20 protein-coding genes and 1 pseudogene are annotated in these 26,551 nt (G+C 60.4%); 11 read left to right on the top strand and 10 right to left on the bottom strand.

The window, feature by feature from the left end:
* Window positions 1-77 precede the first annotated feature (77 nt).
* The 4 genes and pseudogenes from ACQZ6F_RS26975 to ACQZ6F_RS26960 all read left to right on the top strand — a co-directional run bounded on the left by ACQZ6F_RS26975 (window position 78) and on the right by ACQZ6F_RS26960 (window position 3,895).
* Window positions 78-790, top strand: a pseudogene (locus ACQZ6F_RS26975) (IS6 family transposase).
* Window positions 791-1,154: 364 nt separating this feature from the next.
* Window positions 1,155-1,796, top strand: a complete 642-nt coding sequence (locus ACQZ6F_RS26970; protein ID WP_449094772.1) for a glutathione S-transferase family protein — start codon at window positions 1,155-1,157, stop codon at window positions 1,794-1,796.
* Between the two features lie 62 nt (window positions 1,797-1,858).
* On the top strand, window positions 1,859-2,839 hold the full coding sequence (locus ACQZ6F_RS26965; RefSeq protein ID WP_449094771.1) for an arginase family protein: 981 nt from the start codon (window positions 1,859-1,861) through the stop codon (window positions 2,837-2,839).
* Between the two features lie 87 nt (window positions 2,840-2,926).
* Complete coding sequence (locus ACQZ6F_RS26960) at window positions 2,927-3,895, top strand: GlxA family transcriptional regulator (RefSeq protein WP_449094770.1); 969 nt, start codon at window positions 2,927-2,929, stop codon at window positions 3,893-3,895.
* Between the two features lie 2 nt (window positions 3,896-3,897).
* Here the strand turns inward: ACQZ6F_RS26960 and ACQZ6F_RS26955 are convergent, their stop codons facing one another.
* The gene (locus ACQZ6F_RS26955) at window positions 3,898-4,737 is read right to left on the bottom strand and encodes an alpha/beta hydrolase (protein ID WP_449094769.1); all 840 of its coding nucleotides are present in this window, start codon (window positions 4,735-4,737) and stop codon (window positions 3,898-3,900) included.
* Window positions 4,738-4,918: 181 nt separating this feature from the next.
* Here ACQZ6F_RS26955 and ACQZ6F_RS26950 point away from each other — a divergent pair, with 181 nt between their 5' ends.
* The gene (locus ACQZ6F_RS26950) at window positions 4,919-6,190 is read left to right on the top strand and encodes an amidohydrolase family protein (RefSeq protein ID WP_449094768.1); all 1,272 of its coding nucleotides are present in this window, start codon (window positions 4,919-4,921) and stop codon (window positions 6,188-6,190) included.
* A gap of 19 nt (window positions 6,191-6,209) precedes the next feature.
* Here the strand turns inward: ACQZ6F_RS26950 and ACQZ6F_RS26945 are convergent, their stop codons facing one another.
* From ACQZ6F_RS26945 to ACQZ6F_RS26920, 6 genes are all read right to left on the bottom strand, one after another.
* The gene (locus ACQZ6F_RS26945; protein ID WP_449094767.1) at window positions 6,210-6,740 is read right to left on the bottom strand and encodes a MarR family transcriptional regulator; all 531 of its coding nucleotides are present in this window, start codon (window positions 6,738-6,740) and stop codon (window positions 6,210-6,212) included.
* Complete coding sequence (locus ACQZ6F_RS26940) at window positions 6,737-8,119, bottom strand: substrate-binding domain-containing protein (protein WP_449094766.1); 1,383 nt, start codon at window positions 8,117-8,119, stop codon at window positions 6,737-6,739. Before ACQZ6F_RS26940 ends, ACQZ6F_RS26945 begins: the two co-directional genes overlap by 4 nt.
* 108 nt (window positions 8,120-8,227) lie before the next feature.
* Complete coding sequence (locus ACQZ6F_RS26935; protein WP_449094765.1) at window positions 8,228-9,253, bottom strand: ABC transporter ATP-binding protein; 1,026 nt, start codon at window positions 9,251-9,253, stop codon at window positions 8,228-8,230.
* Between the two features lie 29 nt (window positions 9,254-9,282).
* Window positions 9,283-10,164 (bottom strand): carbohydrate ABC transporter permease, encoded by an 882-nt coding sequence (locus ACQZ6F_RS26930; RefSeq protein WP_068394932.1) that lies wholly within the window; start codon window positions 10,162-10,164, stop codon window positions 9,283-9,285.
* The gene (locus tag ACQZ6F_RS26925; RefSeq protein ID WP_449094764.1) at window positions 10,161-11,069 is read right to left on the bottom strand and encodes a carbohydrate ABC transporter permease; all 909 of its coding nucleotides are present in this window, start codon (window positions 11,067-11,069) and stop codon (window positions 10,161-10,163) included. Before ACQZ6F_RS26925 ends, ACQZ6F_RS26930 begins: the two co-directional genes overlap by 4 nt.
* 71 nt (window positions 11,070-11,140) lie before the next feature.
* Window positions 11,141-12,463, bottom strand: a complete 1,323-nt coding sequence (locus ACQZ6F_RS26920; RefSeq protein WP_449094763.1) for an ABC transporter substrate-binding protein — start codon at window positions 12,461-12,463, stop codon at window positions 11,141-11,143.
* A 386-nt stretch (window positions 12,464-12,849) separates the two neighbouring features.
* Here ACQZ6F_RS26920 and ACQZ6F_RS26915 point away from each other — a divergent pair, with 386 nt between their 5' ends.
* Window positions 12,850-14,019: a Gfo/Idh/MocA family protein gene (locus ACQZ6F_RS26915; protein WP_449094762.1), complete on the top strand. Its 1,170-nt coding sequence runs from the start codon at window positions 12,850-12,852 to the stop codon at window positions 14,017-14,019.
* Between the two features lie 13 nt (window positions 14,020-14,032).
* The gene (locus ACQZ6F_RS26910) at window positions 14,033-14,794 is read left to right on the top strand and encodes a sugar phosphate isomerase/epimerase family protein (protein ID WP_449094761.1); all 762 of its coding nucleotides are present in this window, start codon (window positions 14,033-14,035) and stop codon (window positions 14,792-14,794) included.
* A gap of 31 nt (window positions 14,795-14,825) precedes the next feature.
* Here the strand turns inward: ACQZ6F_RS26910 and fhuB are convergent, their stop codons facing one another.
* Genes fhuB through ACQZ6F_RS26895 form a run of 3 tightly spaced genes read right to left on the bottom strand, consistent with a single transcriptional unit; the run spans window position 14,826 to window position 19,848 of the window.
* Window positions 14,826-16,793 carry a Fe(3+)-hydroxamate ABC transporter permease FhuB gene (gene fhuB, locus ACQZ6F_RS26905; RefSeq protein ID WP_449094760.1) on the bottom strand — a complete coding sequence of 656 codons (1,968 nt, stop codon included), beginning with the start codon at window positions 16,791-16,793 and terminating at the stop codon, window positions 14,826-14,828.
* Complete coding sequence (locus tag ACQZ6F_RS26900; protein WP_449094759.1) at window positions 16,790-17,707, bottom strand: iron-siderophore ABC transporter substrate-binding protein; 918 nt, start codon at window positions 17,705-17,707, stop codon at window positions 16,790-16,792. The genes fhuB and ACQZ6F_RS26900 overlap by 4 nt, the downstream gene beginning before the upstream one ends.
* Window positions 17,701-19,848 (bottom strand): TonB-dependent siderophore receptor, encoded by a 2,148-nt coding sequence (locus tag ACQZ6F_RS26895; RefSeq protein ID WP_449094758.1) that lies wholly within the window; start codon window positions 19,846-19,848, stop codon window positions 17,701-17,703. Before ACQZ6F_RS26895 ends, ACQZ6F_RS26900 begins: the two co-directional genes overlap by 7 nt.
* Before the next feature lie 144 nt (window positions 19,849-19,992).
* On the opposite strand from ACQZ6F_RS26895, the gene ACQZ6F_RS26890 reads away from it, so the two are divergent.
* The 4 genes from ACQZ6F_RS26890 to ACQZ6F_RS26875 all read left to right on the top strand — a co-directional run bounded on the left by ACQZ6F_RS26890 (window position 19,993) and on the right by ACQZ6F_RS26875 (window position 26,220).
* Window positions 19,993-20,913, top strand: a complete 921-nt coding sequence (locus ACQZ6F_RS26890; RefSeq protein WP_449094757.1) for a LysR substrate-binding domain-containing protein — start codon at window positions 19,993-19,995, stop codon at window positions 20,911-20,913.
* A gap of 142 nt (window positions 20,914-21,055) precedes the next feature.
* Window positions 21,056-21,301, top strand: a complete 246-nt coding sequence (locus tag ACQZ6F_RS26885; protein WP_449094756.1) for a hypothetical protein — start codon at window positions 21,056-21,058, stop codon at window positions 21,299-21,301.
* 503 nt (window positions 21,302-21,804) lie between these two features.
* The gene (locus ACQZ6F_RS26880; protein ID WP_449094755.1) at window positions 21,805-23,052 is read left to right on the top strand and encodes an efflux RND transporter periplasmic adaptor subunit; all 1,248 of its coding nucleotides are present in this window, start codon (window positions 21,805-21,807) and stop codon (window positions 23,050-23,052) included.
* Between the two features lie 9 nt (window positions 23,053-23,061).
* A complete protein-coding gene (locus ACQZ6F_RS26875; RefSeq protein ID WP_449094754.1) occupies window positions 23,062-26,220 on the top strand; it encodes an efflux RND transporter permease subunit in 3,159 nt (1,052 codons plus the stop codon).
* Window positions 26,221-26,551 lie beyond the last annotated feature (331 nt).

The following is a 26,551-nucleotide window of genomic DNA, read 5'->3' as shown; positions in this document are numbered from 1 at the left end:
GGAAACCAGCGTCATCGCAGATTGGACGGTGGCGTCGCCTTAACCGCCTGTTTGAATTGACTTGGTATCGGGCTTTCATGACCGAAACCCCACTTGCCCACTTCAGACGCCACCGGTTTCCCGCTGAGATCATCGCCCATGCCGTATGGCTCTATTATCGGTTCCCGCTCAGCTTCCGTGACATCGAGGATCTGTTGGCGGAGCGCGGCATCAACGTCTCATTCCAGACCGTCTCGGAATGGGCGGTGAAATTCGGCTTGAAATTTGCTCATCAGCTCCGGCGCCGCTCACAAGGCCACTTTTCCGACAAGTGGCATCTCGATGAGATGGTGTGATGATCAAGAGGAAGAAATACTGGCTGTGGCGCGCCGTCGATGCAAATGGTTAGGTCCTCGACGCCCTGCTGCAAAGCCGAAGGAACAAGACAGCCGCCCTGCGTTTGATGCGCAAGCTGCTCAAGGACCAGGGTACCGCCCCGTGCGTGACGGTGACCGACAAGCTGCGTTCCTATTCGGCCGCAAAGTCCCAGTTGATGCCTGGGGTCGAACATCGCTCGCACAAAGGATTGAACAACCGAGCTGAGAATTCTCATCTTGCCGTGCGACGACGCGAGCGACGCATGTTGCGCTTCAAGTCCGCGCGACAATGTCAGCGTTTTGTCTCAACTCATGGCCAGATCGCCAATCTTTTCCTTCTTCACCGGAAATTCTTGTCCGCCGCAGATCATCGCCAGCTTCTCACTCACGCCATCTCGATCTGGCGTGAAATCGCTGGCTCGATCGCCGCCTGAAACACGATACAAATCCTCACCACCCGCTCCAAACCGTTAAGGCGACGCCACCTATTGGCCAATGGGCCAGCGCAAACGGCATTGAGCTTGTTCGGGGTTCTTGAGAGCTTTCGTCTCCTCCAGGTGATTTGATCGGAGCAATGACTCGGCGGTGCACCTCGCACGTTGGGCAAATCGCTCGAATGTTGAGCTGCCCAGTTATCCGGCTCTGCTCCGCTCCCTTTTTTAGTGATGCCCATCAACGATGAGCGCAAACGGCCTGGATCGGCGGGCCTTTGGCCGAAATCGACGGAACTGCGTCGTTGTAGACAATTCCATGGGAACCTATTCTGAGACAACAGGAAGCCAATCATGGAAGAAGACAATGTATCAACTTCACTATTTCCCTGCGAATGCCAATGCAGCTCCGCATATGATTCTCGAAGAGATCGGGAAAGAGTATCAACTTCTCCTGGTCGACAGAGCAGTTGATGCCCAGAAATCCAAGGAATACCTGAAGATAAATCCGAATGGGCGCATTCCCGCGCTGGTGGATGGTGATCTTGTCTTGTTCGAATCCGCTGCGATTGTGCTCTATCTTGCCGATCAGCATCCGGAAGCTGGTCTGGCCCCGGCGATTGGAACTGCGGAGCGGGCCAAATTCTATCAGTGGCTCACTTTCCTGACGAACTCGCTGCAGGAAGAACTGATGATCTGGCAGTATCCGGATCGTCTGGCCGGGACGGATGTGGCCGCTGTCGAAATCGTGACGCGGGGAGCGGAAGCGCGCGCAAGCACCTATCTCGACGTCATCGAACAGCATCTGAAGACGAACGGGCCGTTCTTCCTTTGTGACACATTGAGCGCGGCCGACTTCTATCTCGTCATGCTCTCGCGCTGGGCGCGCCCGATGGCCAAGCCGCCGCGCAGCCGGCCGTCGATTGCCAGGTTGCTTGACAAGCTCACGGCTCTCGCTTCCGTCCGCCGCGCCTATGAGCGTGAAGGCATTACCGACGAAATCTGCTGAAGACCCACAGCACCAACCTGCCGAGTGCGGGCGTCCGTCGCCTGCTCGGGAAAGGATTTGACATGACCGACCAGTTTCATAGCCGCAACATGCCTGAGCGCATGGATCTTCCCTTTGTCGGACTTGCGACATTTGCGGGCCAGCCGGCCTGTACCGATTGGGACAAGCTCGACGGCGCCGATGTTGCCATCCTCGGCGTGCCGATCGACACCGCCTCCAGTTACCGTGTCGGCACGCGCTTCGGGCCGCGCGCCATTCGTGAGATGTCGATGTTCCACGGCTTCGGACCGGACGGTGTCTTCGACTTCGAGGATGAGGTCACCTATGTGACGGCCGACGAGGTCAAGGTCGTCGATGCCGGCGACAGCGATGTCATCTATGCTGACACCCGGCGCAGCCTTGCCAATGCGGAACAGGCGGTGCGTGCGCTGCTCGACGCCAAGACAATGCCCTATATTCTCGGCGGCGATCACGCGATCACCATGGCGACTATTGCCGCCTATTCGAATGAGAAGCCGATCCATATCGTCCATCTCGACGCCCATTTCGACTTTATCGATGGCCGCAACGGCATCACCTGGGGCCACGGCAGCCCGATGCGCCGGGCCTCGGAGATGGCGCATGTGAAGGGCATCACCACGCTCGGCCCGCACAATATGGCTGCGGTCAGCAAGAAGGATTACGAGGCGGCCAAGGCCTATGGCACGAATGTCGTGTCGCTCCGCAAGTTCAGGAACATCGGCGCCGCTGCGGCGCTTGCCCATATTGCCGATGGCGAACGCGTCTATGTCTCGATCGATATCGATAGCTTCGACCCATCGATCGCGCCCGGCACGGCAACCATCAGCCATGGCGGTTTCACCTATTATGAGGCGAAGGATCTGCTGCGCGAGGTTGCCCGGCGCTTCGAGGTCGTCGGCGTCGATTTCGTCGAAGTCTCACCGCCTTATGACCCTTCGGGCATCACCTCGCTTCTGGCGGCCCGCACCAGCCTCGATTTCATCGGCTCGATCTTCCACGAGCGCGCAAAGAGGCGCGGCTGAGCTCGGCTTGCGTCTGGACATCGGCTGCGATTAACCCAGTATGGGCGAGGAGCCGACGTCTGATGCGGGCTGCAAGGAGGATAAAGAATGGTTGTCGAGGCAAGGACGATTGTCATCGTGGTGCCTGACAATGCGCAGTCCCTCGACGTTTCGGGGCCGTTCGACGTGTTTCTCGAGGCTAATCGGCAGGCGCCCGAGAAAGCGAATTATCACATCAGGACCTTGTCTGCGCAACGCGAGCGGACAGTTCGCGCCGGCGGCATATCCCTGGTCACGGACGGATCGATCCATGATGACGATAGCGGGATCGACACACTCCTCATTGCCGGCACGCCCGACTACCAGCAGGCCTATCAAGGCAACGACCTGCACCAATGGCTGAGGCGGCGCATCCCATCGACGCGCCGTCACGGCTCTGTCTGCACTGGCGCGTTCTTCCTCGCGGCGGCTGGGCTGCTGGACGGACATACGGCGACGACGCATTGGCAGCATGCCGCCGACCTTGCCGAGCGTTTCCCAGACGTAAACGTTGTTCCCGATCAGATCTACGTCGAGGACGGCCCGCTATGGACCTCGGCGGGCGTGACGGCGGGGATCGACTTGGCGCTGAAATTGATCGAGGACGATTATGGCCGAGAGCTTGCGTTGAGGGTGGCGAAACGTCTCGTCGTGTTCCTGAAGCGGCCGGGCGGGCAGTCGCAATTCAGCGTCCATCTTGCCGCGCAGATTGCGACCGAGGGCCGGATACAGTCGATCCAGCATTGGATCCTCGATCATCTGTCGCTTGATCTCACGCTGGATGTGCTTGCGTCACGCACCGCGATGAGCGTCCGCAATTTCTCGCGCGTCTTCTTGCAGGAGACCGGCGCCACGCCGGCCGATTTCGTCGAAATGGCCCGCGTCGATTCGGCGCGCAGATTGCTGGAAGACACGGAAATGCCGCTGCAAAGGGTGGCGTCCAGCTGCGGCTTTGCCAATCCCGATACGATGCGAAAAGCGTTTCTTCGGCGCATCGGCACCGGCCCGAGTGAGTATCGCGAGCGTTTCCGGCGCTAATCTTATGCGGCTGACGTTTCGGTTTTAAGAAATCTCAGAAAAAGCTGCCCGAGCGAACTGTCGATATCCCCCATATCGCGGACGATCGACATATGGTCTGAACCGGCAATTGAGAGTGGCGGCGATTTGGGTGAAACCATCTCAGCAAGCAATGCGGCCTGCTCGCGAAAGGGCGGTGTCTCCCGCTCTCCAACGACAATCGTCATCGGCGTTCCCGGTTCGGGTGCGGAGGTGAGGGGCGACCATGCCAATACCTCATCATCGCGAAGATCAATCTCTGCCTGGAGGAAGCTGAAGGGGATTGGCTGGAGGTTGTAGACGCCGCTGACAAGGAAAAGCGACGTGGCGGTCGCCGGCGGCAGCAATGTCTCGGACGGTCCGCGCGCGGCGAGATAGAATGCGAGATGCGCGCCGGCCGAGTGGCCGCTTGCCGATATGGCGTCTGCGTCCCCGCCAAAACTTGCGGCATTCTGCTTGAGCCAGAGAGCGCCACGGCGAACCTGGTCGACGAGAGATTCCATCCTGAGTGCCGGAAGGCGTCCATATTCCATTATGGCGGCGATCGACCCTGCGGCGCAGATCGTGTTCGCCACGAAGGCATAGTCCTCCTTCACGTTGGCGCGCCAGTAGCCGCCATGGATGAAGATATGGATCGGGCGGTTCTTACTGTCCCCATCTGGAAAGAAGAGGTCGAGCCGCTCTTGTGGGCCAGGTCCATAGGCAACGTCAGTCATCGCAGACCAACGCACCCGCGCCATGTCGCTGGTTTCTCGATATCCCTGGGAAATGAGGTCGAACTCCGGAACATGTGCCCGGATGCGGAAAGGGTCGATTTCAGACATTGGCATCCATTTGAGATGAGCTTGTGTTTGTTCATCGCATAGCAGCGACCGCCTCCGGTCAATTCCTCTGTCTCAAATGGGCGACTCGGGGAACCTAATCGCGGTGGCCTGTTCGAAACCCCGCACCTATCCTTCCGGCAACGATCGCCCACAGGGCTGACGGCCATATTTGGAGGATAAAATGGGCTCGTATCTGTTTCGAAACGTCACTGTCTGGGATGGCATCAATGATGAGGCCTATGACGGCGAGGTGCTTGTCGAAGGCAACCGGATCAAGACTGTTGCCCGCGGCGCGAACCAGATCAGCAGCGAGAATGCCGCAGAAGTTATTGATGGTCATGGAAGGTTTCTGATGCCGGGTCTGGTGGAGGGCCACTGCCATCTCTCCTTCGTCGGCCCGACGCGCAACCAGGACCTCGGCGAGATACCGCCGGAAGAGCATCTTCTGAAGACATGCCGAAACGCCACCATGATCCTCAATCATGGCTTCACATCCTGCTATTCAGCGGCTTCGGCGAAGCTGCGTATCGACGTGGTGGTGCGCCAGGAGATCGAGGACGGATATCTCGCCGGTCCGCGCTACCGCGCCGCCGGACCGGAGATCACCGTTACCGGCGGTCTCGGCGACGAGCGCAAGGCCCATATGCACGCCGAAAGCTTCGGTATGCTCGCCGATGGCCCAGATGAGATCAGAAAAGCGGTGCGCCTCTGCTGCAGGGAAAATGTCGATAACGTCAAGTTCAACGTATCGGGCGATGAGTTCGTCGGGCACGCGAGAGCAGAGATCGTCTCGCTGTCGGAAGAAGAGCTGCGGGTGGGCGTGGAGACGGCCCATGATTGGGGCAAGCGCGTCGCCTGCCATAGCCGCGCGGCGGAGTCGGTGAAGCGGGCGGTGCGTGCTGGCGTCGACTGCATCTATCATTGCGATTTTGCCGATGAAGAGGCGCTCGACATGCTCGAAAGCGTCAAACATCGCGTCATCGTCGGCCCGGCCTTTGGTCTGGTGCATAACTCCGTTTTCGAGGGAGATGTCGTCGGACTAACCAAGGATGTGGTGGAGAGGATGGGCTTGCCGAGGAAGCTCGAGCACACCGTCGCCACTTATCATGAGATGCGCAAGCGGGGCATGCGTGTGGTGGTCGGAGGCGACTATGGCTTCACCATTACGCCGATGGGGCAGAACGCCAGGGATATCGGCCATTTCGTCAAATTCTTCGGCTATACGCCGGCGGAAGCGCTGAAATGCGCCACCGCCGTCGGCGGCGATCTGATGGGGCATAAGGGCGAACTGGGCGTCATCACCGCAGGCGCGCTTGCGGATATCCTGCTTGTCGATGGAAACCCGTTGCTCGATCAGTCGGTGCTGGTCGGGCCGTCAAAGTTCGACATGATCATGAAGGATGGCGGCATGCATCGCGATCCGCGTGGCTCGCAGGCTTGGCGGTCTCATTGATCGCCGCCAAGCCCATCGATCAGCCGCGTAAATAGGCCTGGAGCTCTCTGGCTGTGGCCACGGCGAGTTCCTCGCATTTATCAGTCTCTTCGGTGCTTGCGCCGGGAGGCAGGGCAACGCGTAGACGGGCGACTTCGGCATTGTGCGCCTTGATCGGCATGATCAGGGGCGCACCGACCGACTTGCCCCGGTCCCATTTGGCCGGGTAGTTCAACAGCGTTGTCAGGCTTGCGCCATCGGATGCGAGCAGCGCGATCGACGCATTCGTCTTTTCGCGCAACCAGGGGAGAAGGGTTTGTGCCGGGCCGAACAGCGGCCCGAGATGCACGCCTGCAAAGGCGAACACGCCTGCCGCCGCACCCGGGATGAGGCGACCATCCGTCTGCCTTGCAATCAGCCCGGCGGCTTCCATGCGCTTGACCACATCGAAGGCCGTCGAGCGGACGATGCCCTGGCTCTCGATCAGGCTGGCGACGTTCTGGACGTCTCCCTCTGCGACGGATGAGAAAATGCGGGAGAATGCCGCGATCCCGGCGGTTTCCTTGCTCATGCGCCCAACCCACGCTCAGCCGAAGAACGGTTGTGCCGGTTTCCCGGATAATTGACGCGGAAGGCGGTCGGATTATAGGCCGCACCCAGCCCCGAGCCGAGAATGAGATCGTCGGGCATGTCCCAACGCACCCGTTGTTCTGCCCAGAGATGCGGCTTGGCCGGGTTCGTCTTGCTCCCCCGCGAGGTGACGAAGGGCGAGGCGACATCGAGATATTGCGGAATCCATGAGCCCTGCAGTGCAGAAAGCAGAATCTCGAACGCGCGGATCCCCATCGCCGGCGGGTAGTCGAACGATGCGAGCGGCACGTTCGCCCCGACGGCCAGCTTGTAGGAAAGATTGAGGTCTCCGCCCGTATGCGGCGGGATATGGCCTGGTCTGTAGCCGGCATCGAGAAATGCCTGGATGGAGCCGGCGGAGTTCAGGCCGCTGTCGCACCAGACGCCGGCAATGCGGTCTCCGTGATGCGCAATCACCTCCATTGCCGTGCTATAGGCCTTCTGCCTGTTGAAATTCGTGGAGTTGGCGACGACAGTCTGAATGTTCGGATATTGCGCCAGGATTTGCATGGCCGCCATCTGCCGGCTCTGGGTCAATTCGGGGTCGGCATGGCCGAAGAGCATCATCACCAGGCCGCTGCCATCGAGCGTATGGGCCAGCCACTGTGCTGTCAGTTTTCCTATTGCGGTGTTGTCCGAGGTCACGAAACTCGCGCAGGAAAGGTTCGGCGTTCCCCCGCGTTCGACGAACACGACCGGAACACCCTGCCGCATCAAATGCGCCGAAACCGGAGCCAGCTTTCGCGGCGAAACGGCGCTGACCAGAAGACCGTCGATACCGCTCCTGGCCAGAGAGAGGATGTCCTCGGTCTGCTTTTCCGCATCGCCATTTGCATGGACGACCGTCACGTATTCCAGCACGTCCTGCAGTCTTGATGCAGCAAATTCAATGCTGTGGACCAGGGCGACCTGCCATGGATTGTCGGTGGCGCCGTTGGAGAAGCCAATGCGGAAACGCTTGCGCCTTGGCATGATCGCCGGCCTCGACAGGGCAGGCGGGGTCGATGATGGCATTTCAGGGAGGAGGGCGACGGGACGAACGGCCTCACCCAGAAGGTGGTCCCGTTTTCTGTCGTCTGCTTGCGCGGCGGCACACAGGGTGGAAATGAGTTTGCGGGCAATCGGCCCGACACTGATCTTGCCCCTGGAACAGACGACGATGCCATGCTGGGCGAGCACCCTGGTCATACGGTGAAAGCTGGCGCGAGGTATTCCAAGCTCCATCGCCAAGGCCGTGCTTGGGCCGTTGCCGCCCCGGCGGGCGAGCGCCGTGACGATATCGATTGCGGCGTCGACGCCGTTGCGTTGCCTACCAGCCATATCGTCTCCTCCTACGACACTGCCAGGAAGAAGACGCGCCGGAAAACGATGGGAGTCAACAGGAATGTCTCAAATGCTGGACTGGTATCCGAGATCATCTCGACGCTGTCATATGGTGAGAGACATTCCGCTTTGATCGAAGGCGTGAATGCGGTCCAGCTGGAACTGCATGCCGATCCGATCACCCATGGCGGCGGAGGAATCCCGGGGTGCGCGGACAGTGACCAGACTGCCGTCTGCCAGGGCGACATAGGCAAAAGTGTCCGATCCCAACCGCTCGACAACATCGATCCGCCCATCGAGATGACCTTCTCCTGGTGCGGAGAGGGATATGTCCTCAGGCCGGATGCCGATATGCGCAGCGGTGGCCGGTATGGCAGGCAGAGATGTGCCCGCGACCTGCGCGGGAAGCACGTTCATTTTCGGAGAGCCTATGAACTGGGCGACGAAGAGGTTAGCAGGGCGTTCGTAGAGTTCGAGCGGGCTTCCCGTCTGCTGAATGATACCCTTGTCGAGCACGACGATGCGGTCGGCGAGCGTCATCGCCTCCGTCTGGTCGTGCGTGACGTAGATCATCGTCGCGCCAAGGCGCTGATGCAGCTTGGCGATCTCAAGTCGCATCTCGATGCGCAGGGCCGCATCGAGGTTGGAAAGCGGCTCGTCGAACATGAAGGCTACGGGTTCGCGGACGATCGCGCGCCCGATCGCCACCCGCTGGCGTTGGCCGCCCGACAGTTCGCGCGGTTTCCTTTCCAGCAGGTTCGTCAGCTGCAGAAGGGCCGCGACCTTGTCGACCTGCTCCTTGATTTCCTCACGCGGCACTTTGGCCACTTCCAGCCCGAAGGACATGTTGGCGCGAACGGTCTTGTGCGGATAGAGCGCGTAGGACTGAAAGACCATCGCCAGCTCGCGCTCCGCCGGCCCAAGCGCCGTCACCTCGCGGCCATCGATCAGGATGGCCCCGCCTGTGGCTTCTTCCAGCCCGGCCACGAGGCGCAGCAGGGTCGACTTGCCGCTGCCGGACGGCCCGACAAAGACGACGAATTCTCCATGCTCGACCTTGAGATCGACGCCGGGAATGATGTTGACCGCGCCGAATGATTTCCGGACGGACTTGAGTTCGATGACTGCCATGGGATCTGCTCCGAATTGTTGAAAGGCCGCTAGGCCTTGACGCCGCCCGAACCGAGGCCACCCTGCCAGTAGCGCTGCATGAGCAGAAAGGCTGCAATGACCGGCAGGATGCTCACCAAGGCTCCCGTCATGACGACGGAGAAGAGCACGGACCCGCCGCTGCCGGCCGTTGCGAGCTGGTACCATTGCGACAGGCCCACCGTGACCGGGAAGTTTTCGGAGGAGCTGAGCATGACGAGCGGAAGGAAATAGTTGTTCCAAGTCGAGACGAACGCCAGGATCAGCACCGTCGCAAAGCCGGGTGTCAAAAGGCGAAAGGCGATGCTGGAGAAGATATGGAATTCGCCGGCGCCATCGACGCGGCCTGCCTCGATGAGCTCATTGGACAGAGCATCCTGCGCATAGACACGCATCAGGAAGACGCCTGGCGGGAAGACGAGCGAGGGCAGGATCATCGCCAGCGGCGTATTGACCAGGCCCACCTTCGACAGCAGCAGGAAGATCGGAATAACCAAAGCTGTTTGCGGGATCATCACGGCGCCAAGCACGAGCGCGAACATCAGGCGCTTGCCGGCGAATTCGTATTTCGCAAAGGCATAGCCGGCGAAGGTGGCGAAGAACGCAGCTCCAATTCCGGAAATACCCGCATAGACCACTGTGTTGAGAAGCCAACGAGAAAAGATGCCGTCCTGAAAGGTGAAGAGGTCGCGAAGGTTCTGAAGCAGCTGGAAGTCGCTCGAGAACCACAACCCGAAGGTACCAAAAAGATCGGCATTCGACTTGGTTGAGGAGACGATCACGTAAAGCAGGGGTATGAATGTGTAGATGAAATAGAGGACCAGGAAGCCGGTCAGCAGCCGCCGGCTGCGCCGGAACGAAGGTGAGTTTGCGGTCTTTGAAACAATGGTCATCGTGCCGTTCTCCGGTTCGCGACGAGCATGAAGCTGTAGGAGGCGATTGCGACAATGCCGCCGAGCACGAAGGAGATCGCAGCCGAATAATTATATTGCTGATTGGTGAAGGCGAGGGTGTAGGCGTAGTAGTTCGGCGTGTAGTGGCTGTTGATGAGCCCGGGCGCGAGCGTGCGGATCAGATAGGGCTCGGTGAAGAGCTGAAGCGTGCCGATGATCGAGAACATGATCGTGACGATGACCGTCGGCATGATCAGCGGCAGCTTGATGCTGAGCGCATGCCTGAGGCCGCTGGCGCCATCCACGGCCGAGGCCTCTTCGAGATCCTGCGGAACCGCCTGAAGCGCGGAATAGTAGATGATCATGTTATAGCCCATGTATTCCCAGACGGCGATGTTGGCGATCGACGGCAGGATCGTGGATTCGGACAGAAAGTTCGGAACGGGAAGCCCTAGAAGCGTGGCCAATTGCGCAAAGGGACCGAAGGATGGGCCATAGAGATACCCCCAGAGCAGCGCCGCGATCACCGCAGGCACCGCATAGGGGATAAAGAAGCTTATGCGAAAGAAGCTACGGCCAAAGACGCGGCCGCTATCGAGGATCAGCGCATAGACAAGCGCCAGCCCCAGCATGACGGGGATCTGCATCGCTCCAAACTTGAAGAGCACAAGTACGCCCTCCCAGAAGGACTTGTCGGCCAGCGCGCGCAAATAGTTTTCCGCCCCGACGAAACGGTTCCCCGCGGCCAGCGTTTGCCGGAAGAGGCTGAGCCAGAATGCATAGGCGAGAGGCGCGATAAGGAATGCCGCAAAGAGCAGCATGAAGGGAAAGACAAAGAGATAGGGGGCGACGGATTTGCTGACATAGATCCGGCCGCGCCGCTTCGCTCCATGAGCATCGGGCATGGGTACTTCCTGAAAATATCGTGTCGTAAGGCGGGGAGGGGCCGGGAGGACGGCCACCTCCCCCATCGGGATCAGGAAACCGTGAAGCCCTGATCCTGAGCGTAGCTCACGACCTTGTCCTGCAGCCTGTCGAAGGCATCCGGCAATGTGCCCTTGCCCGCAATCGCCGCCGAGAATTCATCCAGGATCACCTGGTTGACATAGTCCTGGAACGGAGCGAATTCGAAGCTGGGATCGACCTGGTTTTCGGACACCGCAAAGATCTCGTTCACGGCCTGGCCGCCGTAGAAATCGTACTTGTGGCCCATGAGTTCCTTGTCATCGATGAGTTCCTTGAGAACAGGGAACAGGAACTGCTTGGTATTCCACAGGCGGGCCGCCTCTGGATCGCTTCCCATAAACGCGGCAAACATGGCCGCTTCCTTGGGATGCTTGCATGAGGTCATCACCGCGATGGTCGAGCCACCGAGGTTTGCCGTAATCTTATCGCCGGCCTTCCATTGCGGCAGCGACGCGGCTTTCCATTTGCCAAAGCTCTTCTTCATCGATTGCTGCATGAGGATCGGCGCCCAGGCGGCGGTGACCCAGGTCGCATAGGTGCCGTTGTCCAGTCCCGCGAACCACTCCGTCGTCCAGACCGGCTTGGTATCGATGGCCTTCGCATCGAGCAGCTTCTGCCAGTAGGCTCCCCATTTCTTGGCGATGTCGTCGTTGAGCTTGATCCGGATATTCGTCCCTTCGGTATGGAACGGGCGCCAGCCCGCCTGCCATAGCAGCGCGACGACCCAGCCGGGATCGGCGGCGCCGAAATCGGTGAGATATGTCCCCGGCGCATCCTTTGCCAGTTTCATTGCGGATTCCGCGAAGGCATCCCACGTGTCGGGCGGGGTGATCTTGTGCGTGTCGAAGATGTCGCCGCGGTAGAGGACGCCCATGGGGCCGCTGTCCCACGGAACACCATAGACCTTGTCGCCGTCGCTGACGGCTTTCCATGTCCAATCGATGAATTTGTCTTTCGAGGAATTCACGCCGGCGCCGATATCAGCAAGCGCACCAAGCTGCCTGAAGCTCAGGACCGAGTTGAATTCCATCTGTGCGAGATCAGGCAGGCCGCTTCCCGCCTGCAGAGCATTGCGCAGTTTCACATAATGCGGCGCGCCCTGGCCGACATTTTCGACCTTGACCGTTATGTTTGGAAATTTCTTGGTGAACATGTCGGCCTGGACTTGGGTGTCCGGTGTCCATGCCCACATGGTGAGCTCGACCTTCTCCTGCGCATTTGCAAAGTCCGGCAGTCCCATCAGCATCGGAGCGGCAAGCCCAAGGCCCGTCGCTTGAAGGAAATCGCGCCGTCCCAACGCGCCTCCCAGAAGTCCTTTTCCAATCTTTGTCATTTTTGTTCCTCCTCAGACGTCGGGCTTCATGGCATGGCGTGATGAACAGGATTGCTGTGCCTCCGCGACCGGCAGCATGGCCTCGACGCCCAAGACGCACCAGAAAAGCGGATGGCTGTCAAAGCACCAGAGGACCCCGCGAGGCCGATTGTCGCAAACTGCGGACTCGCGGCGAAGCTTTGGTCCCGACCTCGATCGGGACGGCTGAATCACCCCGAAACCATGCGGTCGACGGTGTTGTTACGGATGACGTGGATTTCCCAAATGCCGGACTCGGAAAGCGGAAACGGCATGGCCGCAATCGGCATCCGCTACTAGGTCTTGTCGGCAGTTCGCTGCGATATCCATCCGGATGCAGCGCCAATGAACATCAGGCGGGACGAGGCATGGCAGGAAAAAAATGGAATGTCGGCATCATCGGATGCGGCCACATATTCGACGCGTATGCGCGTCTCTCAAGCGTCTTCGAGCCGATCAATCTCGTCGCATGCTCCGATGTCGACATGGCGATCGCGCAGAGGAGGGCGCAGCAATATGGCCTCTCGGCTCTCGCCGTTGACGACCTTCTTGCGCGTCAGGACATCGAGGTGGTCATCAACCTGACCAATCCCGCCAGTCACGCCGCCATTACCGAGGCGATCCTGAAGGCCGGCAAGCACGCCTATACCGAGAAGCCTCTGGCTCTCACAATGGTGGATGCGAACAGGCTGCTCGAGGTTGCCGAAAAACACGGGCGTCTCATCGGTTCCGCGCCCGATACCTTCCTTGGCGGTGCCCATCAGGCGGCACGACGCCTGGTCGACGAGGGGCGGCTGGGTGAGGTGAAGAGCGGAAGCGCGCACTTCATGAACCATGGCATGGAGCACTGGCATCCAAATCCTTTTCCCTATTTCCAGGTCGGAGCTGGTCCGGTCCTCGATATGGGACCTTATTACGTCACCGCCCTCGTCGCTCTTCTCGGTCCCGTGCGGCGCGTAATCGCCATGGCGACGAAATTCTACGAAGAACGCTATGTCACGGCGGACGGGCCGGCAAAGAATACGGTGGTCCCCGTCACCACGCCGACCACGAGCCAGGCGCTGATCGAGTTTCGCTCTGGCGCGCAGATCCACTTCTCGGTGAGCTACGACAATTGGGGGCATGGACACAGTAATCCGATCGAGCTGCATGGTACCAAGGCCTCTCTCATGGTTCCCGACCCCAACTATTTCGGCGGAGCGCTTACGCTCATCGACGCCGGCGGGCGCCAGCGGATCGACACCGCAACCACGGTCTTCGGAAATCTCAACTGGCAGGAGCCGGCGGGCGCGACGATCAGCAACTATCGAGGTCTGGGGCTTGCCGACCTTCTTGCTGCGGCCGAAAATGGCCGCACGGCAAGAGCCTCCGGCCAGCTTTCACGCCATGTTCTGGAGATCCTGCTTGCCATCATCAAGTCGGCGGAGATCAATGATTTCGTGGTAATCGAAAGCACGGTCGCGCGGCCGGAGCCACTTGGCGAAGACGATGCCGCCCTGTTGAAGGCGGCAGACGCTCCATCCACATTTGCAGCGTAAACGAGGCCCGCTCATGTCCCGCTATTCAATCTCCTTCCAGCTCTATTCCTCCCGGCTCTTTCCGCCGATCGAGTCTCATCTCGAATACCTTGCCGAGGTTGGCTACGATGCGCTCGAGCTCTGGCTGCCTGCCTACGAAACCAACACGGCCGATTTCCGCAGGCGGATGGACGGTGCCGGCCTGGCGTGCTCCGGCATCCACATGCCGCTGGTCGGGCTGATCAACGAACCGAAGAAATTCTTCGACTATGCGCACGCGCTTGGGACCAAGACATTGATCCCGCCCTACATCCCGGCGGCCGACAGAAGCGCGACGGCCGATGGATGGCGGCGGGTGGGCGAAAGCCTGCGCGTCGGAGCGGAGGCGGCCAAGAAGGAAGGCCTCAAGGTCGCCTGGCACAATCATGACTTCGAGTACCATCGTCTGGAAGATCGCAGCCGGCCGATCGATATTCTGCTGGAGGCGGCTGGACCTGATGTCGATTTCGAGATCGATATCGGATGGGTCACGCGCGGCTGGGCGGACCCTGCGCAGGAGCTGCAGAAATATGCCGATCGGATCACCACCATTCAGCTCAAGGATACCGCACCTCCCGGAACCGCCGTCGACGAAGGTTGGGTGCCGACGGGTGACGGCATCATCGACTGGAAGGCGCTCTATCCGCTGTTTGCCAAGACGCGCGCGGATGTTCTCGTCGTCGAGCACGACAATCCGACCGACTGGAAGGTGCTTGCAAAGCGGTCCGTCGACTATATCAAGGCGTTGATCGCCTGATCCGAGGTCGTCGGTCGGTTAGTACACGCCATCATTGTCGCTTCCCGAGCATCCAGACGAGATAGGGTGCGCCGGCGAAAGCGGCAAAGAGCCCCAGCGGTAGCTCATAGGGGAATGTCAGGGCGCGTGCGCCGAGGTCGGCGACCACCATCAGCGTGGCGCCGATCAGAACGGAAGCGATAAGCCTGCTATCGGCCCGCTCGAACCCGGCTCGCTGGGCAATATGCGGTGCCATCAATCCGACGAAGCTCAGAGGCCCGACAAGGAGCGAAGCGGCCGCCGTTGCGACACCGGCCGTGATCACCATCAGCGTGCGCGCATTGGAAAGCGGCATGCCGAGCGCAAGCGAGGTTGCTGATCCGAGCGGCAGGATCGTCAGCCATCGCGTGAAGAACAACCCAGCTATCAATACCGCAACCGTGAGGCCGGCCAGGAACAGAGCGGTTGCGGGCGTTACGGCGGCGGCCGAGCCGCCGAGCCAGGCGAGGATCTGCCATGACCGCTGATCGCCGACGGCGAGCAGCGCGCTCAAGATGGCCGAGCTGAAAGCGCTGATCGATATGCCGGCGAGGAGCAGCCGCTCCGGCGGGAGATCCCTGCGGTTGGCAAAGAGCGAGACAACGAAGAGGACGAGAGTTGTGCCGCAGCCGGCACCGAGGAAGAGTTCCGGCGTGTCGGGGTTTGCAAAAACGCTGACGGCCGCGGCAAAACCGACACCGGCGCCGCCGCTGACGCCCAGAACCTCCGGGCTCGCCATCGGATTTGCAGTCAGGCGCTGGAGGATCGCACCTGCCATGGCAAGCAGGCCACCGGCCGAAGCGGAGGCGACCAGACGCGGCCATCGGGCCGGCAGCAGCTCCCAGAAGAGGCCGCCATGCAGCAGCATCCATCCATCAGGCAGCCTGGCAACGACCAGGGCGATTGCGGCAAGCAGGGGCAGAAGGCTTGCAAGCACGATCAGGCGCGGCAAGGACGCGTTGCGCATGACGATGTTGTCTGACTGCTGGTGTAGTTCGGTGGTGCGCACCTGGGGAAGCAGCCACAGCAGTAGCGGGCCGCCGATCAACGCTGTCACCGATCCCGTCGGGAAGGTCTCGCCGGCAGACGAGGCCAGCAATTGAACGATGCCGTCGCACAGCCAGAGCAGGAGGCCGCCGGCCACGGGGGACAAGAGGAGAATATTGCGAGCGGTCCTGACGCCGAGCAATCGTACGAGCGCCGGGGCGGCAAGGCCGATGAAGCTGACGAGGCCGACGGCGGCGGCAACGCCGGCGCTGAGCGCGACTGCGAGGCTAGCGATGGCAATGCGCATGCTCGTCAGGGTGATACCCAGCGATCGCGCGCTGGTATCGCCGAGGCCGAGCAATATGAGGGGGCGCAGGAGCAGGGCTGTGATCACCAGGCCAAGCAGCAGCTCGATGCCGAGGGTGAGGGATGTCGACCAGTCCTGTTGGCTGAGCGAACCGCCGTTCCAGGTGACCAGCGACATTAGATATTCGCCCTGGGACAGGGTCATGGCTGCTGCCAGTGCGCTGCAGGTGATGCCGACGAGCATGCCGGAAACCACCATCGTCACCGGTTCGAAGCCCCGTCGCCAGCCGAGAAGGAAGACGATCGCCGTCGCGACCGCGGCTCCCAGAAGTGCAACCAGCGCCCTATAGCCGTCGAGCACCGAGGGCAAGAACAGGGTCGCGGTGACGATGGCAAGCTGTGCGCCGGAGGAAACGCCGAGCGTCGATGGGTCCGCGATCGGGTTTCTGAGCAGGCGCTGGAGGAGCGCACCGGCCAGCCCGAGGGCAGCGCCGGCCAGAATGGCGACGACCGCGCGCGGCAGGATCGCGTAGGCGAGGATGACCTGCTCCATCGTCATCCGCGTGGAGTCGAAGGGCAGGGAGGGCCAATCGGCAAGCGGCAGGTGGCCGAGCGCTACCGCCAGAAAGAGCCAGGTCGAGATTGCGAGCGCCAGAAGTGGAATGGAGAGGGTAGTCGGCCTGATCACAGCGTCTCTCCGCTGGACGCCAGCATCGCCTGTTTGAGAAGCCGCATGAACCGCGCCGCGGCGACGATGCCGCCATAGGGATTGATATTATCGAGCATGAGCACACGGCCCGCCCTGACCGGCGGCAGCGACTGCCAGATGATGCTGTCCTTCAGGCTGTTCCGCGCTTCCACAGGTATTTCCGAGATGACGACGATCCGCGCCTCCGGCTCGGCGGCCAGGTTTTCGATCGGCACGGGCGCCGCGAAGGTGTAGCGGGACCGATCCTTCCAGGCATTGCGCAATCCGAGCCGCACAAGGATGTCACCGAACATGCTGTCGGCGCCGAAGACCCTGACATGCCTGCTATCGCCGACATTCACGAGATAGGTCGGGCGTGCGGTAAAGGCCTGCAGACTGCGGGCGGTGTCCTCGACGAGCATTGCCTGTGTCTGAAGGACATCGCGCCCCCTGTCGCCAAGGCCGAGCTCGGCCGCAAGCGTGGTCACGGCGTCGAGGGCCTTCTGATAGGGCGGTTCTCCCCGCACATAGAAGGGGAGCGACAGAACCGGCGCGATCGAGCGATAGATCGCCTCGTAGCGGGTATAGAACGGCGAAATGAGAATGAGTTCGGGCCGCAGCAGGCGAAGCAGCTCGAAATTCGGCGATCCCCGCAGGCCGAGGTCGGCGACCTTGTCATCCAGCGCGGGCTCGATGGCATCCTTGCGAAACTGCACGAGTTCGGTAGCAGCGATCGGCATGACGCCGAGTGCGACCAACGTCTCCAGCATGGCCCAGTCGATCGCCACAACACGCCGCGGCGTCGAGGCCCACACGATACCCGGAACGGAAAAGGCCGCCAGCAGGGCAAGTGCCTGCCGGCGGCTGATATGCGAAGCAAAAGGGCCGCCTCGTGCCGGATCGTCAATTACCATTGAAAAGTCAGCTTACCCATGACCGTCCTGCCATCGCCATAGGTGCAGCCGAAAGAGCTGCAGCTTGCAACATAACTCTTGTCGGCGATGTTCTTGACGTTGAGCGAGGCCGTCATGTTGTTCTTCTTGTAGTGGATCGCCGCATCGAGAAGCGTGACGCCATCAAGATCAAACGTGTTCTTTGTATCTCCGTAGCGCTGCCCGACGTAGCGCACGCCGCCGCCGATGCCAAAACCTTCCAGTGCGGTATCCTGGGCAAAGCTATAGTCGAGCCAGAGACTGGTGGACTGTTTGGGAACATTGTCGGGGCGATTGCCATCGTCGTTGCCACCAACGATTTCGGCCTTCATGTAGGTGTAGGCGGCGCGCAGGTTGAGCCCTTCAGCAAGGCTGGTCACGCCTTCCAGTTCGATACCCTTCACCCGCACTTCGCCGATCTGCTCGGTCGTCGTGCCGCCGCTCGGCAGCGCAACCGTGGTCGGGACATTTCTCTGGCGCAGATCATAGGCCGCGATCGAGAAGAAGCCGTCCCAGCCGGTGGGCTGGTACTTGACGCCGATTTCCACCTGCTTGCCGGTCGTCGGGTCGAGAAGCTGGCCGGTCGAAGGCACCGGCACCGGTTCGAAGGATGTCGCATAGCTGATGTAGGGGGCGATGCCGTTGTCGAAGAGATAACTGAGGCCGGCGCGTCCCGTCAGCTTCTGGTCGTCCTTGTCGAGCGAGCGGGCCACGCCGCTCAAACGATTGGTGGATGTTCCCGACGTATCCGCCCAGTCCTGCCGGAGTGCTGCCGTTGCGCGCCAATTATCGTAGGCAAGCTCGTCCTGGGCGTAGATCCCGACCTGCGTCATGGTGGAATCGACATAGGTGCTCAGGGTCGGCGAGATCAGACGGACGGACCCGTAGACGGGATTGAAGGCATCTAGCGGCGTCGCGCGCCAGAACTGCGTGCCGACTTTGTTATCGTAATATCGATAATCCAGACCGAAGAGCGCTTTGTGTTCGACCTCGCCGGTATTGAACTCGGCGATGAGGTTGTTGTCGACGTTGAATGTGTTCAGCGACTCGTCCTGGATGGTGGCGTTGCGGTTGATGGTACGCCCATTTGCGGCAAGCCCCGCCGTCGACATGCCGAGCGCCTGGTAGCGCCAGTCCAGGTTCTGGTAGCGAAGGTTCTGCTGGAAAGTCCAGGTGTCGTTGAGACGGTGCTCCAGCTCGTAACCCAGATTTGTCAGCGTCCGGTTGGACCTGTCGAAACTGTCGTCGCCGACGAAGAAATCCCGTGACAGGCGCTTGGCGCCCGTTCCGTAAAGGGTAAGGGCGGCCGGCAGGCTTGACGGCGTACTCGGATTGTCGTGCTGAACGCTCGTCAGTATCGTCAGCTTCGTGTCTTCATCGGGCTTCCAGGTCACTGCCGGGGCGATGAAATAGCGGTCGTTATTGAGGTTATCCGTCTGCGCACCGGCGGTTCTGACCAATCCGGTCAATCGATAGGCGACGTCGGAGTCCTTTCCGAGCGGTCCGCCAACATCGAAAAAGGTTCCGTATGTATCGTAGCTGCCGGCCTGCACGCCGAATTCGCCGAAGCTTTCGAAGACCGGCCGCTTGCTCACCAGATTGATGATGCCGCCGGGATTGCCTTGACCATACATGACGGAAGCTGGCCCGCGCAGCACTTCGATGCGTTCCAGCATATAGGGATCGATCGGAGGCGCGCCGGCGGTGCGCATCAGTCGCAGCCCGTTCAGGAATTGAGCCTGGCGACCGTCAAAGCCGCGGATGCGCGGTGAATCGAATCTCGGATCGGAGCCAAAGGGTTCGCCGCTGACACCGGGAATGTAATCAAGGGCCTGGCCGAGCGTTTCGGCATCCTGCGATTTCAGCTGATCCGTGGTGATGACGGAAATGGATTGCTGCGTCTCGATCAGCGGCGTTCCGGTCTTGGTGGCGGTGGCGCTCGTCTTGGCGACGAAACCCTTGACCGGCGCGGTCGGGTCTTCGTTCTGATTGGACTGAATGACGATCGGGGCAAGTGCTGTCGTGTCCGCATCCTGAGCGGCTGCCGTCAAAAAGGGTGCGCTCAGGACCGTAGCCAGCGCCGTGGTCGAAATAAGGTTGCAGAAACGAAGAGAACCGATCATCGGAGGTCCATATACATTAAAAACTGGACCTTTTTAATCATGTTATTTTCAGAATTCCAATAAATGGCACTCGAATTTTTCATAACTACCAATTATGAAAATGACGAGCCCTCACAGCCCTCAATTTCTCCACGGGAGATGGTATTGGCACGCCCGGAAGCAGGTTTCGAACTCAGACATCTCAGATATTTCGTGACCCTGGTCGAGGAACGGAATTTCGACCGGGCCGCGGTGCGCCTCGGCATTGCCCAGCCGGGCCTCAGCCAGCAGATCATCAGCCTCGAAAAGATCGTCGGAATGCCGCTTCTCGACAGGAGCCGCAGGGCCGTCAAGCTCACCCATTCAGGCGAGATCCTCTTTCAGGAGGCCAAGAAGGTTCTTGCGCAAACCGAGGCAACCGTTGCCGCCATTCATAGGGCCGGGCGTGGGGAGAGCGGGCGTATTTCGATCGGCTATGTGGCATCGGCCGCCTATTCCGGCGCGGTCGTCCATGCCATTCGCAACTTCAAGCGCGATCATCCCCATGTCGAGATCGAGCTGCAGGAGATGGAACTGCGCCAGCAGTTGCAGAGGATCGCGGATGGGCTCCTCGATTTCGGCTATATCCGATCTCCGGCGCCAATACCGAGCGGAGTTGCCGTTCAGGTCATTCTTCGCGAGCCGTTGATCGCAATGCTTCCCCGCGACCATGAGTTCGCCGGGCATGCCATTGACGACCTTTCGGAGTTTCGCGCCGAGACATTCATCACGCCGCGCCAACCGCCGGAAATCGGATTTCACCGAAGCACGCTGCAGGCATGTCGGGAAGCGGGCTTCGAGCCCATAGTCAAGGCTAGCGCCCATGATTTTACCGAGATAGCGGCTCTGGTCGGGATAGGCGCCGGCATAGCGCTGGTGCCGCAATCCATGCGTTGCGCCGATCTTCCCAACATCAGTTATCAACCCGTAGAAGGGGTGGCGGCGACGTCGGACGTTGCCATTGCCTATCGAAAGGGCGAGGGTGCGCCTGCCGTAAAGGCCTTCATCGCCAAGCATCGCGCCCAGGTTCGATCAGGCGCCGCATAGAGCGGGTTGCTGGCCTGTGGATGGGTGTGATTGTCTGCGACAACTTAGCGGCTTTCTGGGATATCTTTGCGACATATCCAGTCTATAATGTGGATCTTGGTTGAACCACTTGAAGGCGTTCGATTTGTGCGAGGAAGTTCCCATGCAGCCGAGCAAAAGCGTATCCATCGACGAATTGCCTGAGAATACGGCTCTGGCGGTCTATGAGCTGATCGCCCGCACATTTCGGGAATATTCCGAAGTTCTCTACATCAGCGTGTCGGATATTACGGATGAGGGCGTCCGCATCGGTGGCGTCGAAATCACCATCCGCAAGACCGCCGAAGACATCATTCCCCAGGTCGCCGTGTTGCCTGAACCCGGCCAGCAGCCCCTTCATCTCGATTGAAGGCCAGCGCTCGCCGGCTGTGCTTCGATGCGTCGATGAAATCAGACATTGTCAAATGTATCAAATTATAGCGGAAACCGCTGGATGCCTCTGATCTGCCAAGGCACCTGAATACAATCTGATACATTTTCCTCATTTGCCGGCAAAGCTATGCGACAAAGCCGACGTAGCCTCCCCTCGTGAGCAAACAGCTTGAAGAGGAACAGAGGCCATGATCGCCAATCCAGTGTCCGGCTCCTACAGATCCGGCCGAAGCTTGCTGGTGCGTCATAGCGCCAAGCTTGGCTTGACCCCTCCCTCGTCTCAAGTCGGTTGCCAACGGAATTTTCCGCGCAATCCGCGCAGCGCTGCGCGGTCATACAATCGCGCTCGATAAGTTGCCGAGCGGCCGCCCAGGCAAAACCGCCTGCGATTTCAACCGCGCAAATTCGCGCGGCACGGCGCCGAAACAACGGCCGCTCCATCCTTCAATCGGATTTAGGTCTGAACCCAATGAGGACTACATGAGAGAATATCTACTGCGAGCAATTGCTTCCGGCACTCTGGCGATAGTATTGGCCGGCTGCAACGAGCAACCGGCACAGCAGGCCAATCGTGCGGCCGCAAAGCCCGAGATCAGCGCGGTGACATTGCGCCCGCAGTCGGTCGCGATTACGGCAGAACTGCCCGGCCGCATCAGCGCCAATCTCGTTGCCGAAGTCCGTCCGCAGGTCGGTGGCATCATCCGCAACCGCAACTTCAAGGAAGGCAGCGAGGTCAAGGCCGGTGACGTGCTCTATGAGATCGATCCGGCCTCCTACCAGGCCTCCTATGACAGCGCTGCCGCCGCGCTGCAAAGGGCGCAAGGCGCAATACCGAGTGCCCAGGCCCGGCTTGATCGCTACAAGGGCCTGAGCGCTCAGAGTGCCGTTAGCCAACAGAACACCGACGATGCGCAGGCAACGCTCGTTCAGGCCCAGGCGGATGTGGCCTCCGCCAAGGCGGCTCTGGAAACGGCGCGGATCAATCTCGACTATACCAAAATTCGCGCACCGATTTCCGGGCGCGTCGATGCATCCACCGTTACCGTGGGCGCGCTCGTCACGGCCGAGCAAACCACCGCGCTGACCACCATCCGCCAGCTAGACCCGATCAATGTCGATGTCACCCAATCGAGCACAAATCTGCTGAAATTCCGCCGCGCGGTCGAAGAGGGCCGTCTGAAGACCAGCGGCGACAATGTCTCGGTTCACCTCACACTCGAAGACGGCAGCCAATACCAGCAGACCGGCCGGCTCGAATTCTCCGAAGCAGCGGTTGCCGAGACTGTCGGGACGATCAATGTGCGGGCTATCTTCCCGAACCCCGGGCGGGTGCTTCTGCCCGGCATGTATGTGCGGGCGACCATCCAGGAAGGAGTTGCCGAAAACAGCTTCCTCGTGCCGCAGCGCGCCGTTTTTCGTAACAGCAAGGGCGAGCCTACCGCCTTCTTCGTCAACACGGACGGAAAGATCCAGCAACGTGCGCTGACCATCCAGCGCAGCATTGGTAATAGCTGGCTTGTGGCCGAGGGGATAGCGGAGGGGGATCGCGTCGTCGTCGAAGGCAGCCAACGCGTGCGCGATGGCCAGGAGGTCAATGTCGCATCGGTCACCGTTGACGATGCAACGGGGAATCTCGAGCAGCTGGCTGCAGCCAACACTCCCGCCTCCGGACAACAGAACAAGGCCGACGTCGCGGATAGAACCGCCGTTACCGGCTCGACGAACTGAGGGAAGCCGATGTCTCGTTTCTTCATCGACCGGCCGATCTTTGCCTGGGTTATTTCCATCGTCATCATGCTGGCGGGTGCGCTGTCCATCCTGACGCTCTCGGTCTCGCAATATCCGCAGATCGCGCCGACGACGGTTCGCATCACCGCCACCTATTCCGGCGCCGATGCAGCCACTGTCGAAAACTCGGTGACCAAGGTCATCGAGCAGGGCATGACCGGCATCGACAATCTCGACTATATGACGTCGACCTCTACCGCGACGGGTCAGGCATCGATCTCGCTGACCTTCACCAACAAGGCCGATCCTGACGTCGCGCAGATGCAGGTGCAGAACAAGCTGCAGCTGGTCACCGCGCAATTGCCGCAAACCGTGCAGAATACCGGCATCACCGTCTCCAAATCGACGACCAGCTTTTTCCTGGTCGCGGCCTTTGTCTCGACCGACGGAAAGCTCGCACCGACCGATCTTGCCGACTATATCGACAGCACGTTCAACGACACCCTGAAGCGCGTGCCGGGTGTTGGCGATACCACGCTCTTCGGCGCGCGCTATGCCATGCGCATCTGGGTGGATCCGGACAAGCTCGCCAAATATCAGCTGATGACATCGGATGTCATTGCGGCGATCACGGCGCAAAACGTTCAGGTCTCGGCCGGCCAGCTTGGTGCGTTGCCGCAACTCGGCGGCCAGCAGCTCAATGCGACGGTCACCGCCGGCAGCCGTTTCCAGACGACGCAGGAATTCGAGAATATCATTTTGAAGAGCCTGCCCGACGGCTCGCTGGTGCGCATCAACGATGTCGGCACGGTGCAGCTCGGCGCCGACAGCTACGTGACGTCAGGCGTCTATAACGGTCTGCCTGCAGCCGGTATTGGCCTCAGCCTGGCGACCGGTGCGAATGCGATTGATACGGCTGCGGCGGTTGAAGCGACGATCGACAGCTTGCGCAGCACGTTGCCGGCTAATGTCGAGATCAATTACCCCTATGACACGACGCCGTTCGTCAAACTGTCGATCGAGGACGTGGTCAAGACGCTGCTCGAAGCGATCGTGCTCGTTTTCATCGTCATGTTCGTCTTCCTGCAGAACCTCCGCGCAACGCTGATCCCGACGCTCGCCGTCCCGGTCGTCCTGCTCGGCACCTTCGGGGTGCTGTCTCTGTTCGGATACTCGATCAATACATTGACGATGTTCGGCATGGTGCTGGCCATCGGCCTATTGGTCGACGACGCCATCGTCGTGGTCGAAAACGTCGAGCGTGTGATGGAGGAAGAAGGATTGTCGCCGCGAGAGGCGACGATCAAATCGATGCAGGAAATCACCGGTGCCTTGATCGGCATCGCGACGGTTCTCTCGGCCGTGTTCATCCCGATGGCGTTCTTCTCGGGTTCGGTCGGTATCATCTACCGCCAGTTCTCGGTGACGATCGTCTCGGCGATGGTGCTCTCGGTCATCGTCGCCCTGATCCTGACACCGGCTCTTTGCGCCACCATCCTCAAAAAGCCTAAGCATGGGGCCAGGGAGCGTGGTCTGTTCGGCTGGTTCAACCGCAATTTCGAGCGGGGTACGCGAGGCTATCAGCGAACCATCCACGGCATGATCCGCCGCACGGCGGTCTTCCTGGTGATCTTCGTACTGATCGGCGGCGCTGTCGCCTATCTGTTCAATCGCCTCCCGAGCTCCTTCCTGCCCGAGGAAGATCAGGGTCGTTTGCTGACCAGCATACAGCTTCCTCCAGGCGCCACGGCCGATCGCACCAGAAAGGTGCTCGATCAGGTGATGAATTACTATCTCACCAACGAGAAGGACTATGTCGACGGTGTCTTCGGAAGCGTCGGCTTCAACTTCAGCGGACAGGGGCAGAACGTGGCCATCGCCTTCGTCGACCTGAAGGATTTCGACAAGCGCACGACCCCACAGTCGACGGCTTCGGCCATCGCCAAGCGGGCCATGGCGGCGTTTTCCAAGATCAAGGACGGTAACGTCTTCGCACTGGCGCCGCCGGCCATCCCCGGCTTCGGCAGCTCGAGCGGCTTCGACTTCTTCATCAAGGATATCGATGGTGCCGGCCATGCTGCGCTGATGCAGGCCCGCAACCAGCTGCTCGGTGCCGCTTCGACAAACCAGCGACTGAGTGGAACACGTCCGAACGGACTGGATGATACGCCGCAATATTCCGTCCATATCGATCAGGAAAAAGCGCGGGCCCTGAATGTCGATCTCGGCGATATCAACTCGACGCTGTCGACCGCCTGGGGCGGCACCTACGTCAACGACTTCATCGATCGCGGCCGCGTCAAGAGAGTCTATGTCCAGGGTGATCGCAAGTACCGCATGCAGCCGGAGGATTTCGATCGCTGGTATGTGCGCAATTCCGGCGGCGATATGGTGCCTTTCTCGGCTTTTGCGACAGGTATCTGGACCAGCGGCTCGCCGCGTCTGGAACGCTATAACGGTTCGTCGGCCGTGGAAGTGCTGGGCTCGGCAGCACCGGGTGTCTCGTCAGGCGATGCTATGAACGAGATCGACAAGATCATGGCGACCCTGCCACCCGGCTTCAGCCATGAATGGACCAGCCTGTCCGCCCAGGAAAAACTCTCCGGCAACCAGGCGACCCAGCTCTATGCCATCTCCATCCTCGTGGTGTTCCTGGCGCTCGCAGCCCTCTACGAAAGCTGGTCGATCCCGCTCGCCGTCATGCTGTCGGTGCCGATCGGCATCTTCGGCGCGCTGCTGGCCGCGACCATCTTCGGGCAGTCGAACGACGTCTACTTCAAGGTGGGCCTGCTGACGACCATCGGGCTTGCGGCCAAGAACGCCATCCTGATCGTCGAATTCGCCATCGAGCAGCAGAACCAGGGCAAGGGGCTGATCGATGCGACGCTTGAAGCGGCAAGACAGCGCCTGCGGCCGATCCTGATGACGTCGCTCGCCTTCATCCTCGGCGTTCTGCCGCTGGCGATCGCCAATGGGGCGGGATCGGGCAGCCAGAACTCGATCGGCATCGGCGTCATGGGCGGCATGATCTCCGCCACCGTCCTCGGTGTCTTCTTCATCCCGCTGCTCTTCGTCTCCGTGCGCCGCATCTTCAAGGGAAAGAAGACGACAGAAGCTGCAAACCAACTGTCGGAGATTGTTGCTGCGACCCCCGATATCGCGCAGTGACAATTCGTTCGCCGGCGCAGCAACATCGCTGCGCCGGCGCGAAGAATATGGATGGCGTCCGGTGGATTACGGCGCTGCTTCATACGTCAGGCCGAGACAGCCTTCGACCGATAATGAAACAAACTGCTGCCGTGCTCCAGTCTTTGGTCAGCATATGTCCCGGCAATCATTGGCTAAAAAACATCCGATAATATATTCGCTTAAAGCAGCTGCCACGTTCTGGTAAGTTATGCCTTGCGCCTGCACGCTTGATGAGATTGCAACGAGTGAGATGCAACTCCCGATGCGGATAGGCCCAGTTCAAGCTGGACAACCGCCAGACACTCGCGTG

The sequence above is a fragment of the Rhizobium sp. A22-96 genome (assembly GCF_053521805.1).
The sequence above is the reverse complement of the archived record's forward strand: the minus strand, read 5'-3'. Positions and strand labels throughout refer to the sequence as shown.